At 40.2% G+C, this 12961-nt stretch carries 12 protein-coding genes; 11 read left to right on the forward strand and 1 reads right to left on the reverse strand.

Annotated features, from left to right (window positions below; genetic code table 11):
* The first annotated feature begins 32 nt into the window (after positions 1-32).
* From CD03_RS0126900 to CD03_RS0126915, 4 genes are all read left to right on the forward strand, one after another.
* The gene (locus tag CD03_RS0126900) at positions 33-845 is read left to right on the forward strand and encodes a sugar phosphate isomerase/epimerase family protein (protein ID WP_027296274.1); all 813 of its coding nucleotides are present in this window, start codon (positions 33-35) and stop codon (positions 843-845) included.
* 352 nt (positions 846-1197) lie between these two features.
* A complete protein-coding gene (dctP, locus tag CD03_RS0126905; protein ID WP_027296275.1) occupies positions 1198-2220 on the forward strand; it encodes a TRAP transporter substrate-binding protein DctP in 1023 nt (340 codons plus the stop codon).
* A 69-nt stretch (positions 2221-2289) separates the two neighbouring features.
* On the forward strand, positions 2290-2757 hold the full coding sequence (locus CD03_RS0126910; RefSeq protein WP_027296276.1) for a TRAP transporter small permease: 468 nt from the start codon (positions 2290-2292) through the stop codon (positions 2755-2757).
* A gap of 1 nt (position 2758) precedes the next feature.
* Complete coding sequence (locus tag CD03_RS0126915) at positions 2759-4066, forward strand: TRAP transporter large permease (protein ID WP_027296277.1); 1308 nt, start codon at positions 2759-2761, stop codon at positions 4064-4066.
* Here CD03_RS0126915 and CD03_RS0126920 read toward each other — a convergent pair.
* The gene (locus CD03_RS0126920; RefSeq protein WP_027296278.1) at positions 4056-4943 is read right to left on the reverse strand and encodes an AraC family transcriptional regulator; all 888 of its coding nucleotides are present in this window, start codon (positions 4941-4943) and stop codon (positions 4056-4058) included. The genes CD03_RS0126915 and CD03_RS0126920 overlap by 11 nt on opposite strands.
* Positions 4944-5151: 208 nt before the next feature.
* On the opposite strand from CD03_RS0126920, the gene CD03_RS0126925 reads away from it, so the two are divergent.
* The 7 genes from CD03_RS0126925 to CD03_RS0126955 all read left to right on the forward strand — a co-directional run bounded on the left by CD03_RS0126925 (position 5152) and on the right by CD03_RS0126955 (position 12877).
* Positions 5152-6279: a glycoside hydrolase family 88/105 protein gene (locus CD03_RS0126925; protein ID WP_027296279.1), complete on the forward strand. Its 1128-nt coding sequence runs from the start codon at positions 5152-5154 to the stop codon at positions 6277-6279.
* Between the two features lie 316 nt (positions 6280-6595).
* Positions 6596-7552, forward strand: coding sequence for a 4-hydroxy-tetrahydrodipicolinate synthase (gene dapA, locus CD03_RS0126930; RefSeq protein ID WP_027296280.1), 957 nt, complete (start codon positions 6596-6598; stop codon positions 7550-7552).
* Complete coding sequence (locus tag CD03_RS0126935) at positions 7549-7890, forward strand: hypothetical protein (protein WP_027296281.1); 342 nt, start codon at positions 7549-7551, stop codon at positions 7888-7890. Before dapA ends, CD03_RS0126935 begins: the two co-directional genes overlap by 4 nt.
* A gap of 21 nt (positions 7891-7911) precedes the next feature.
* Positions 7912-8247, forward strand: coding sequence for a cyclic-di-AMP receptor (locus CD03_RS0126940; RefSeq protein ID WP_027296282.1), 336 nt, complete (start codon positions 7912-7914; stop codon positions 8245-8247).
* A gap of 176 nt (positions 8248-8423) precedes the next feature.
* Positions 8424-9458 (forward strand): ArsR/SmtB family transcription factor, encoded by a 1035-nt coding sequence (locus CD03_RS0126945; RefSeq protein ID WP_027296283.1) that lies wholly within the window; start codon positions 8424-8426, stop codon positions 9456-9458.
* A gap of 329 nt (positions 9459-9787) precedes the next feature.
* On the forward strand, positions 9788-11527 hold the full coding sequence (locus CD03_RS0126950; protein ID WP_027296284.1) for an ABC transporter ATP-binding protein: 1740 nt from the start codon (positions 9788-9790) through the stop codon (positions 11525-11527).
* Positions 11528-11812: 285 nt separating this feature from the next.
* Entirely contained in the window at positions 11813-12877 is a 1065-nt protein-coding gene (locus CD03_RS0126955) for a hypothetical protein (RefSeq protein WP_156043043.1), read from the forward strand.
* The last annotated feature ends 84 nt before the right edge of the window (positions 12878-12961 follow it).

A 12961-nucleotide genomic window follows, 5' to 3' on the forward strand; every position in this document is an offset into this window, starting at 1 on the left:
TGCTGCAAATACGCTTTTGAGTGGAGGAGACTATGAAAATTGGAGTTCGTGCCCATGACTATGGGAAAATGGAGATCGAAGAACTGGCAGAAGTACTGCACAAAGAGGGCTATCAGGCAGCCCAGCTGGCGCTGCCAAAGGCTTTTAAAGGAATTGAACAATACAGTGATATAAGCCTGAAGCATCTGGAGAGAATCCGCAAAGCATTTGAGGAGCATCAGATTGAGATTCCGGTATTTGGCTGTTATATGGATCTTGGAAACCCGGATGAGGAGATTCGCGCCAACGGGGTGCAGAACTTAAAAATGTGCCTTGCTTACAGTAAAGAAGTAGGAGCAAAGGTGGTAGGTACAGAAACGGCTTATCCTCACCTGAGCAAAGAACAAAAGAAAATCTGGTACCCATTCATGATGGACAGCATAAAACGCGTTATGGAAGAAGCGCAAAAGCTGGATGTAAAACTGGCAGTAGAACCGGTATACTGGCATCCGTTGGAAAATGTGGAAGCAGTGTTGGATGTGATTGACCAGGTACAGGACAGTGAGCATCTGCGTCTGATTTTTGATGCTTCTAATCTCCTGGAATTTCCGGAAAATACGGATCAGGAGAAATATTGGAGCCAGTGGCTGGATAAAATTGGCGGATACATAGATGTGATGCATATTAAAGATTTCACACTGGATGATAACCGTGCATACGTTCCTGCCAGATTGGGAGAAGGCATAATTGCTTACGATACCATCATTCAATGGCTGAGACAAAACAAACCGGATATGTATCTCCTCAGAGAAGAGATGAATCCGGAGTTTGCAAGAGCGGATATCGCTTTTTTGAAAAAGTTTTGATCATAAAGATTGAAAGAAGCCAGCATGGCACACAAATCTGCAATTATGCAATGAGATAAATGAAACAGAAGGAATCTCTTTAGTCAGAGGTTCCTTTTTTCTGCCCGGATAAAACGGAAAATACAAAAAAACATAAATATAATCAAATTTCAACAAAAAAATGGTGCAATATAGTTTGAAAAAGTACAAAGGACTGCAACATAAAAGAAGAAAGAGCCTTTTAACTATGTTATAATGCAACTATAAGAAGTGCTGTAATAGTGCTGAAAAAAATATCGAGAATTTATGCAACATTACTAAAAAATAGATCAAAAATTTGTATATATTCACGATGAAGAAGGAGAAGAAATACATGAAAAGCATTAAGAAAACACTCGGAATTGCAGTTGGCTTGATAGGAATTGTTATTGTAGCAGTTACATTTTTTAAAGTAGTAAGTGCGAATTCCAGCGGAAAAGTGGAGATCAGGCTGGCGCATAACCAGTCGGCAGGATCTGAGATTGCAGATTCCATTGCATTGCTCTCTGACATAGTTGCAGAAGATGATTCTAAAGAAATGGAAGTTAAGATTTATCCAAGCGGTGTTCTCGGAACGGAAAAAGAAATCATCGAAATGGTAAAAGCGGGAATTCTGGACATGGCAAAAGTCAGTTCCAACACCCTGGGACAGTTCCAGGATGAGTATTCAATCTTTGCAGTACCGTATCTGTTCAATGGGCAGCAGCATTACTATGACGCCATGGAAAAAAGTGAAGAGGTACAAAAACTTTTTACTTCCACAGAAGAAGAAGGATACATAGCAATTGGTTATTATGCAAATGGTGCAAGAAATTTTTATCTTAAGGAAGATGTGAAGTGTGATAATCCGTCCGTACTTAAAGGGAAAAAGATACGTTCTATGCCAAGTACCACTTCCATGGATATGATTGAAAAAATGGGAGGCTCACCGGTACCGATGGCAGCAGGAGAGACCTATACTTCACTTCAGCAGGGAATTGTGGATGGTGCGGAAAATACAGAGCTGGCACTGACCGTCGACGGACATCAGGATCTGGTAAAATCCTATACTTACACAGAGCATCAGTATTCACCGGATATTTATATAATCAGTACGAAAAAATGGAACAGTATGACAGAGGAACAGCAGAATTACTTAAGAGAAAGCCTGAAAAGTACGAATGAGAATTTTAAAAGTCTCTACACAGGAATGATGGAAGCAGCGATACAAGAAGCAGAAGAACATGGCGTTACCGTTTACAGGGATATTGATAAATCTGCATTGATTGAAGCCGTACATCCTATTCGGGAATCATTCTGTGCAAAGGGAGATTCGTATAAAACTTTGTACGAGGATATTCAAAAATATGCGGAATAAACAGCAGAGTTAAAAAAAGAAATAGAAAGGAAATTGCAGGTGGTTCTGCACTATGCAATGGGTACAAAGATGAAAGTATTAAATAAAGTTCTGGAAATTGTGATTGCTGTTCTGGTTGCGGTAATGGTAATCGGTTGTTTCTGGCAGGTAATTACAAGATTTCTGTTAGGAAATCCAAGTAAATACACAGAAGAGTTTCTAAGGTATGTATTAATCTGGGTAACGATGCTGGGAGTTCCGTATGCTTACGGAAAAGAAAAGCATTTATCCATCGGTATTCTTACCAAGAGTTTTCAGCCGAAAAATAATGTTTTAACCAAAATAGGAATTGAAGTATTAATTATTGTACTGAGTGTGTTTGTTATGATCGCGGGAGGATGGCTGGTAACGATGAACTCCGCAGGACAGATTTCTCCGGCTATGCAGATTCCGATGCAGCTGTATTATGCATGTGTACCAATCAGTGGTGTTCTAATGATTATTTACAGTGTGAACCGGATGATTAGCTTTGTAAAAAAATTAAAGGAGGTAAAATAGTATGGAATTACAGGCAGCTATTGTTCTGGTTATTACGTTCTTTTTTCTGTTGGCAATGAGTGCACCCGTATCTTTTAGTATTATTGCTTCCGCGCTTTTGACAATTATCATGTTTTTATCCCCGGGATTCGGGATGTTCATATCAGCACAGAAATTAGTTGGCGGTATTGATAGTTTTACCCTGCTGGCAGTGCCATTTTTCATCCTGGCAGGTCTTTTGATGAGCAGCGGCGGTATTGCACAGAGACTAATAAATCTGGCATTATTAGTACTGGGTAAGGTTCCGGGTTCTCTGGCACTGACTAATATTGCCGGAAACGCAATGTTTGGATCCATTTCCGGTTCCGGTATTGCAGCGGCTACTGCAATCGGCGGTGTTATGAATCCACTGGAAAAGAAACAGGGTTATGATGAAGGGTTTTCAGCAGCAGTTAATATTGCAACTGCTCCGGTAGGACAGTTAATCCCTCCGACTACTGCATTTATAGTATTCTCCGCAGCAAGCGGTGGTACGTCGGTAGCTACCTTATTTATGGCGGGCTGGATACCGGGTCTGTTATGGGCAGGACTATGTATGATCGTAGCATTTTTCTATGGGAAAAGACACGGATATGTGATTAAAAGAGAGAAGCTTACCGGATCTGTGGTTTTGAAAACCATCTGGGATGCAATTCCAAGCTTACTATTGGTGGTAATTATTATCGGCGGAATTCTCTCCGGATACTTTACTCCTACAGAAGCATCCGGGATAGCGGTGGTGTATGCATTTTTATTATCGGTATTCGTATATAAAAGTATTAAAATAAAAGAGATACCGGCTATTCTGGTTGATACCGGAGTTATGACAGCAGTAGTTATGCTGATCATCGGGGCATCATCCATTTTATCCTTTGTACTTTCCTTTACGGGGCTGCCCCAGGCAATCAGTAATCTGCTCCTTGGCATTTCCGATAACAAAATTGTCATCCTGTTGATCATTAACCTGATTTTGTTAATAGTAGGTACTTTTATGGATATGGCTCCGGCGCTGTTGATTTTTACGCCGATCTTTCTTCCGATAGCAACGAATCTTGGTATGGATCCCATTCAGTTTGGCGTTATGATTGTAATGAACTTATCCATTGGAACCGTAACTCCCCCGGTGGGAAGTGTATTGTTCGTAGGATGCAGTGTGGCAAAGCTCCAGGTGGAAGATGTTATGAAGAAACTCCTGCCATTTTTTGGTGCGATACTGATCGCTTTGCTGTTTGTTACTTTCATACCCGCACTCAGTACCTGGCTGCCGTCTGTTCTTGGGCTTATGGGTTAGTTGGTATATTTGTATGAGTGACTGTATTTAATGTTTTACGATATTTCAGAGGAGAGATGGTCATGTAAGTTTTAAACATTTTTTCAAAATAGGTGATGCTTTCATAACCAAGGGCATGTGCGATGGATGAGATGCTCATGTCTGTTTCCTCTAAATAGCGCTTTGCTTTTTTAATACGGTGGATATTGATATATTCACTGATGGTATAGCCGGTTACTTCTTTGAAAACTCTGCAGATATAGTATTTGCTTAAGTAAAAATGACTGGACAAATCCTCCAGGGATATGGTTTCCTGACAGTTCTCTGAGAGATAATCGGCAACGGCGTAAGCTGTCCGGTATTTGCTTTCACTACCAAACTGTGGAGTTTCCTGGTTCTTATGTGAGATATCACGTACCAGTTTGAGAAAATAAGAGAGGATTTCCAGTTCAATAGCATATTTGTAGTTTCGGTGCTTTTTACTGAATTCTGTCTGCAGATGCTCGTACATCTGCATAAACAGATACTGCTGATCTTTATTCAGATGATATACACCATAGTTATCCTGAAAGAAGCGAACCAGGCCAAGGGCAGGGAATTTTTCACTTAGTTCCTGCATTTTCCCTTTACCAATGTAGAGAATAATCCGGTTATGGCCCTGATCTTCCTCAGTAACAGATTTAGTCATATGTATAAGATTAGTATCCACAAGGATAAGATCACCTTTGGATGCCAGATAATTACGGTTATTAAAGAAAAAGAGGCGTTCGCCTTCTAAGATATAAAAAATTTCATACTCATTGTGAAAATGTTTGACACGCATGTCGAATTTACCGTTTCGCACCATATGCTCCAGGGAGATTCCTTCCATTTCAGCATAATAGACCACTTTTTCCATGGATTACCACCTTTTCTTTGGAATTGTTTAAGGAATAAATATGAATATAACCACCTGCGGGGTCTGTCCATAAGACAGGCTGTGTGATATATTTAGTACATTATATAATAAACAACTTAAAAAAGCCAGTGCCTGACCCAACGTGCCAGAAAATCCTTGTTCCGGTTCTGCACGCTTGGCGCCTGTTTGAAATATATGGAGGATTTTAATGAAAAATATAAACGAAAAAGAATTGAGAGATAAGTTAGATCTGGTAATTGATAAGCTTTTGAATCTGGACGGTCCCGATAATGCAAAGGAACTGGAAGAAAATGGTGGGGAATCAATTGGATTTTTCAAAAGAGATTTCGGTATCCGGGAATGGGACTGGCCTCAGGGTGTAGGTCTGTACGGGCTGTTAAAAATAATGAAGACAGAGAAAAATGAAAAGTATCAGAAGTTTCTATATGACTGGTTTAAGGAAAATATAGAACAGGGGCTTCCGTCAAAAAATATCAATACCACTACGCCGCTGCTAACGCTGGTAGAATTAAATGAGCAGTATAATGATCCGGAATTTGAAGATCTCTGCCTGAAGTGGGCTGACTGGCTGATGAACTGCCTTCCCCGGACAAAGGAAGGAGGCTTTCAGCATGTTACCAGTGCAAACGGAGATCGTCTGGGTGTTCGTTTGAATGAAAATGAAATGTGGATTGATACTATTTTTATGACAGTATTATTCTTGAATAAAATGGGTCAGAAATATAAAAAGCAGGAATGGATAGATGAATCCATACATCAGGTTCTGATGCATATAAAGTACCTCTGTGATAAGGATACCGGATTGTTCTTCCACGGGTGGACTTTTAATGAGAGAAATAATTTCGGGGGCATCTTCTGGTGTCGTGGAAACAGCTGGTTTACCCTGGGGATACTGGATTATATTGATATGTTCAAAGGAACCATGAATGCTGGCGTAAAACAATTTATCACAGATACATATAAGGCGCAGGTACATAAGCTAAAAGAGGTACAGAGTAAAAGCGGCTTGTGGCATACGGTGCTTCTGGATCCTTCAAGCTATGAAGAGGTGTCCGGTTCAGCGGCAATTGCAGCAGGAATCCTAAAAGGAATCCGTTATGGAATTCTGGATGATTCCTATATGGAATGTGCCCAGAAAGCCGTGAAAGGAATTTTGAAAAATATCGACCGGGATGGAACCGTGCTGAATGTATCCGGTGGAACCGGAATGGGATATGATGCAGATCATTACAAAAATATATTAATTGCACCAATGGCTTACGGGCAGTCTCTGACCATACTGGCTTTGGCGGAAGCCTTGCTGCATTTGTCATAAAAGTACAATATAATATAAGCTGTATCGGGTAATATAAAGTGAGATTGGACGATCAGGCAGGAAACGGCTGCCATGACCGTTCAATTTCACTTTTTTTAAAGTTCCTGACTTACTTTAGATGAATATAATAAAATACATCTTCTTTTTGCATATTAAATAAGAGGCAGTACAAGACTTTTATGTAAATTTAATGCAAAAAAGCAGATGCTGTATCTCATTTTAATATGCTTTGTGCTATGATGTAGGAAATTTAACTTAGCTGTTTGACAGCGAATCAGATAGTTTTAAAATAAAATGTATGAAAGAGGTAAAGAATATGAAGCATACAATTTTTACAGGCGCAGGAGTTGCATTGGTCACTCCGTTCAAAGAAAATGGAAGTGTTTATTTTGAAAAGCTCGAAGAGCTGATTGATTTTCAACTGAAAAACCATACGGATGCCATTGTTGCTGCAGGTACAACAGGAGAGGCGTCAACGCTAAGCGATAAAGAGCACTTTGAAGTTATCCGGTTTATTGCATCTTGTGTGGGACATCGTGTTCCAGTCATCGCCGGGGCAGGTTCCAATTGTACCGAACATGCTGTTGAACTTTCCAGACAGGCAGAAAAGGCAGGAGCAGATGCATTGCTTCACGTAACGCCGTATTATAATAAGACTTCACAGCAGGGACTGGTTTACCATTTTAATGCAATTGCGGATGCGTCTGATCTGCCGGTAATTTTGTATAATATTCCGTCCAGGACCGGGTTGAATATTCAGCCGGAGACTTATCTTCGTTTATGTGAAAATGAGAAGATTGTAGCAGTTAAAGAGGCCAGCGGTAACTTTTCCCAGATTGCTAAAATTTCTTCTCTCTGTAAGGACAGACTGGATATTTATTCTGGCAATGATGATCAGATCACATCAGCACTGGCACTTGGAGCAAAAGGAGTAATTTCGGTGTTATCGAATATTATGCCTAAGGTTGCCCATGATATTTGCGAAAGCTTTTTTAACCATCATCCGGAAACCAGTGATGAATTGCAGATTGAGTATCTGGAGCTGATTGAGGCGCTGTTTTATGACGTGAATCCCATACCAGTGAAACAGGCTCTCAACTACATGGGATGGGATGTGGGGGAATGCCGCCTTCCTCTCTGTGAAATGGAGCCGGTGATGGCAGAAAAGCTGTTAAAAGTCATGAAAAAGTATAAATTAGTTGCAAAAGATCCCGGCAGCGTTTATTATAAAAGAGCATCCATCTTGCATGAAAACAGGAGGCAGACATTATGATTATCCACGAACTTGGAAGAGAAAATGACAGAGTCATTGTGATACTTCATGACGAGGAACATACGGACTGGGATAACAGTGATATTCTGAAAAAATGTGCGGGATCTTATCATCTTGTAATGCTGTCCTTAGGCGAGAATGAAAGTGAAGATGTCTTATTCCAGTATCTGAACGATTATTATCACAATCATGTCTATGCGATCTGCGCTTTTCAAAATGAATGGCGGATATTTACTATTTTGATGAACAACAAAGAAGTGATTTATGATAAGATGGTTGTAGAAGGAAAATCGGTTAGTTCCGGTAAAATGATTGAAAAGTACATCTGCGAGATGTAAAAAGTGATGGAGGTGTCCAATATGAAAATGATATTTGCAATTGTCCATGACGAGGACGGAGGATTTGTAGTTGACAAACTAAATAAGAGCAATTTTATTGTGACGAAACTTGCCACTACCGGAGGATTCCTGCGCAGGGGGAACACGACACTGCTGATTGGAACGGAAGATGATAAAGTGGAGCAGGTTATTGATATTATTAAAGAAGAGTGCTCAACCAGAAAGCAAGTAAATGTGAACACCCCTTATGTATCCGGCGGCGTACAATCAATCAGCTACGCCACAGTACCAATGACTGTTGAGTTCGGCGGAGCAACCATATTCGTAGTAGATGTGGAACAGCATGTAAAAATTTAAATTATATATTGAGACTTTCAAACACCCTCGGAAGCGTGTCTTAAAATTGCTGCGGCATAGATTTTTAAGACACGCTTCCGCTTGTTATGAGCGGAAAGATTTGTTATAATAGGCAGACTGGCAGACAGCCGGTATAGCAAATGAAATCATAGCAGGCAGTCAGGAGGAATTTTTTTATGGGCATGATCATGAAAAATGAGTTGGATCCGGTATTTGAAACACTTGGCTTATTATGCAGTTGTTATCAAAGTGAAGAGACAAGAGATGAAACAATAAAGGAATTGAATGAAATTGGGATTGATGGTGAGGCATTTTATCAAAAGCATTTTAAAATCCTGGAACGTTATGAAAAATATTTTAAAGATCATTACGTGAAAACGGAAAATGAAGAATTCTTTTTTAAGGATAAGGATCAGGAATGGATACTCATTTTGATTGTATCGGTTACAGAAAACAAGGAATGGATCCAATCCCTGGATGGAGTAACAGACAAAGAGCTTAGAGATACTCTGATGTCAATTATTATTGATGATGGAGTTAATTCGGAAGAGCTTTCCAGACAGAAAATTCCCTGTATCAAAAACGAGCTGGATATTATTGAGTTTTTAGAACCTCTGGACATGGATGAAGGAAAAAAGTGGCATTTACTTAAATTTCTACACCGGCCCAGGTTCTGGATGGAATACCTCATGGAAGCAATCCGTAAAAATATACCTGTGTATGAGAAAGCGCTTGCATCAGTGGAAAAACCTTTACAGACCTTACTGGAACGTTATGCAGCACACAAGGTTGAGAGATTTGACCGGCTGTTTACGAGTTTTTTATCCCAGGCAGTAGTCTATCCTACCCTGGTGGCTCCGGCAATACAGCTGATTTTATATTCCCATGGTTATCAGGGATTATTCTTAGAGCTCCTGCCCAGGAGAGGAAAAAGTACGGATGCCGCAAAAGACGCTGTTATCATGAAGCTGAAGGCACTGAGTGACAGGAGCAAACTGGATATTCTGTGTATTTTAAAGGAATCCAAAAAGTACAACCTGGAACTGGCGGGAACCATGAAATTATCAGCGTCCACCATGTCCCATCATATGAATGTATTATTTTCCTGTGGGTTGGTGAATATTGAGAAAAAGAATGGCAAAGTATACTACTGCCTGGAAGAAGACGCAGTTATGGATCTGATCGGGGATCTGAAGCAGCTGCTATTATAAAAATGAGGGAATCCGTGACGCACAGCTGCAGGAAATCAATTTTCAAACACACTCTAATGTAAGAATTCCGTTATATAGGAAAAAGTTGAGATCAACAGGGGTCTTAAATCTGTATTTTATTGCAGACTTAAGACTTCTGTTGATTTTTTGCCCAAAATTCGAAAGGTTCAATAAAAAATCCTGATCCTGCTTTAAAAATATTCGACAATGATCAAATATAGTTGACAAAAATAAAATAGTAATATATTCTGTAAATGACGAATGTATTTGATGAATATAGAATATATAAAACAATGCATTCCAATAAACGAAAAAGAGAGGTATCTGATTTGAAAGCATGTTTAAAAGAAAATAAGTGGATTCTTGCATTGGTAATTGGCATTGGAGCACTAAGTTCAGTAGCATCCGCATTTATATCAATTATTTTGCAAAAGATAGTGGATGCGGCGATTGGGCAGGATGTAAATACTTTCTGGCGTCTGTTTACATTTACTATGATTTATCTTCTTATATTGGGCGGATTTGGTTTTCTGGAAGCTTACTGTGGAAAGGTTCTGATCCGGAATGTAACGAAGAGTCTTAGAAAAAAGACGTTTCAGGGATTGCTGAGCAGGAACCCGGAGGGTTTCTATAAGGTTAATACCGCGGATTATCTGTCAGCAATAGTAAACGATGTGAAGCTTGTGGAAGAAAATTATTTAGTACCAATTCAGCTCCTGGCTAAAATGGTCGTTTTGTTTGTAGCAACTCTTGGAATTCTGTTTTATTTAAGCTGGCTGGTAACGGTGATTCTAATCTTCTTTATGCTGTTAATGTTTTTAATACCTGCATTTTTTGGGAAAGCGCTTCAGGTAAGGCAGAACAATTTTTCAGAAAAAATAGCAGAGTTTACGGCAAAATGTAAAGATTATTTGTCCGGTTATGAGGTAATACGGGGATTTGCCATTGAGGGTTATATTCGAAAAGAATTCCAAAAGGAAAACCGGGATACTGCAGAGAGCAAGTTTATGGCTGACCGGCTGCTGGCGGTTAATGAGTGTTTTGCCAGTATTTTATCAGCGCTTTCCACTGTAATTATCGTTTTTGTAGCAGCCTATTTTGTCTTGACAGGCAGGTCTACGGTAGGAACCCTTTTGGCACTTGTCCAGTTAAGCGGAACATTTATAACGCCGGTAATGATGATTATGCAGAATTTACCTAAAATTACGGGAATGAAACCTGTGTTAGAGCGTCTCTCACGGCTTAGCCAGGAACAGGACACACAAGACACACAAGACACACAGGATAGCAGGATTTTGGGAACAGTGAGCAAAGGGGTATCCGGATCTTCTTTTAAAAGTCTGTTGAACATAGAAAAAGTTAGTTTTTCATACCAGGAGGAAAGAAATATTTTGAACGAAGTGGATCTGCAAATAGAACCTGCCAAAAAATATGCCATTATTGGGGAAAGCGGGAGCGGAAAGTCCACGCTGGTAAAATTGCTGACCGGATATTCAGACAGATATAGTGGCAGTATCCAGTTTGACGGACGTGAAATCAGGGATATGAATGGGAAGGATTTAAGTAATATTGTATCGATGATTCATCAGAATGTATATTTATTTGATACGGATATTTACCAGAATATCTGCCTGGAGCGGGAGTATTCCGGCACAGAACTGCAGGATGTAATAGACAGAAGCGGCATCAGTTTATTTTTGGACCAGATGGAAAATGGGCTAAAGACTCCGGCTGGAGAAAATGGAATACACCTGTCCGGGGGGCAGCGCCAAAGAGTAGCAGTAGCAAGAGCACTGATCCGAAGAACCCCCCTGTTAATATTGGATGAAGGCACCTCAGCGGTAGATATGCAGACGGCATATGATATGGAAAACCGGCTTCTGGCCCAGGAAAAACTGGCGCTGATTACCATTACCCACAATCTGAAGGAAGAATTGCTGAAACAGTACGACCAGGTAATTTTTATGAAAAATGGAGAGATTGTAGAAAAAGGATCTTACAATCAGTTAAAAGAAAAACAGGGAGCATTTTTTGATTTTATGAATTTACAGGAAAAAATAGAGAACTAATTTTATAAAAGTACTTTCTTTTCATAATGTAATGGTTTAAACTACAAACAGGAGAAAAAAGATTTTATCTACTTTTATGCAGAAGCGTTTGACAAGCGGCGCTAAAAGAATTAGGATTGTAAATAATTAATATAACAGTCGTTCATTCCATATTATTGAATTTCATGATCGACTGGCATATAATCAGGATACATAAGAAATGTATTGCCGAAAGAGGAGTAGAAGGGTTGAAAGAAAATAACGCAGAAAGGATGCCACGATGTGATTCTTTCAATCTGTTTGATTGTGGCAGTATTGCAGCCTTACCTGCAATATGCAATGGGAATAAATATGAGAAAAAAGGTACTTTTACTAGTTTTGCTATGCAGTATATTGGGATTTAATGCAGGATGCCAGAAAGATGGCAAAGCAGATGCAGCAAAAGGAACGGCAGAAAGCAGTACTTCTGAAATTATGAAAGTAACGGAAAGCGGCGGCGGAGCACAGACAAATGCTGTCGGTGATTCACAGAATTCAGAAGGAGTGAAATTATACATATCTACGGGAGATGGTAAGTTTCAGAGTTACGACTATTCTGAGACAGAGGAAGCCACGCCCGACAGCCTGGTAAAAGCAATGGAAACACTGACCGGATGGAATATATCTCTGGCTGATCAGATAACCACGGGAAAAGGCGGAATGACGGTGTGCATTACCGGAGAAAGCGCTGTTTTTATGGGACCACCATCTAACCAGAAGGAAAACTTCCATGTTTACGATGCGCAAAGTATGGTGTATGCCGTACTGGACAGTATCCAGAAAACACTTCAGACTTATGCGAGTCCAAAAAATCCGGAAAGTGTAGATATTTATTATTGTATGGAAGGGAATGTGCCCATACGCATTGATAATCTGGATGTTACAATTCCCATGGATCAGCCTTATACCCATGAAGTGCTGGCAAAGCTGTTTCAGCATGCTGATGCACCTACCGGTACTGGTTCAACGAATGCAGGAGGGAATGTTCGGGGATCTAAAGCTTATGGACAGACGGATGCAGGTAACACTACAGATGGACAAGGAAATTATGAACAGCCGGAGGTACAAGGAGACGGCAGCTATCAGCAGCCTGGAGTACAGGATGGGCAGGAAGGTTACCAACAGCCGGGGACAGCAGAGAGTGGAGCTTATGAGCAGCCCGGAGTGCAGGATGGAGCAGGTGATTACCAGCAGCCCGGAGTGCAGGGTGGCGAAGAAAATGAACAGCCAGAAGTAACAGATGGGCAGGAAAATTACCAGGAGCCGGATGTCAGCGGGCCTGGTGATATAGAGAATCAGTCTTTGCCGCAGGAGAATGACAGCTGGCAGTAGATACTGGGATAAGGCCAATATTTTATATAAAGTTAACTGGTATTTTTGAAACGAATATAGTATAATCCCCTATGAAGGCAAAAA

This window comes from Robinsoniella sp. KNHs210, from assembly GCF_000686105.1.
GTDB lineage: Bacteria > Bacillota > Clostridia > Lachnospirales > Lachnospiraceae > Robinsoniella > Robinsoniella peoriensis.

Excerpts from the sequence above, each read along its gene's own strand:
- dctP (WP_027296275.1), top strand. The coding sequence starts at position 1,198 with ATGAAAAGCATTAAGAAAACACTCGGAATTGCAGTTGGCTTGATAGGA.
- CD03_RS0126910 (WP_027296276.1), top strand. The coding sequence starts at position 2,290 with ATGAAAGTATTAAATAAAGTTCTGGAAATTGTGATTGCTGTTCTGGTT.
- CD03_RS0126940 (WP_027296282.1), top strand. The coding sequence starts at position 7,912 with ATGAAAATGATATTTGCAATTGTCCATGACGAGGACGGAGGATTTGTA.
- CD03_RS0126935 (WP_027296281.1), top strand. The coding sequence starts at position 7,549 with ATGATTATCCACGAACTTGGAAGAGAAAATGACAGAGTCATTGTGATA.
- dapA (WP_027296280.1), top strand. The coding sequence starts at position 6,596 with ATGAAGCATACAATTTTTACAGGCGCAGGAGTTGCATTGGTCACTCCG.
- CD03_RS0126925 (WP_027296279.1), top strand. The coding sequence starts at position 5,152 with ATGAAAAATATAAACGAAAAAGAATTGAGAGATAAGTTAGATCTGGTA.
- CD03_RS0126920 (WP_027296278.1), bottom strand. The coding sequence starts at position 4,943 with ATGGAAAAAGTGGTCTATTATGCTGAAATGGAAGGAATCTCCCTGGAG.
- CD03_RS0126945 (WP_027296283.1), top strand. The coding sequence starts at position 8,424 with ATGGGCATGATCATGAAAAATGAGTTGGATCCGGTATTTGAAACACTT.
- CD03_RS0126900 (WP_027296274.1), top strand. The coding sequence starts at position 33 with ATGAAAATTGGAGTTCGTGCCCATGACTATGGGAAAATGGAGATCGAA.
- CD03_RS0126915 (WP_027296277.1), top strand. The coding sequence starts at position 2,759 with ATGGAATTACAGGCAGCTATTGTTCTGGTTATTACGTTCTTTTTTCTG.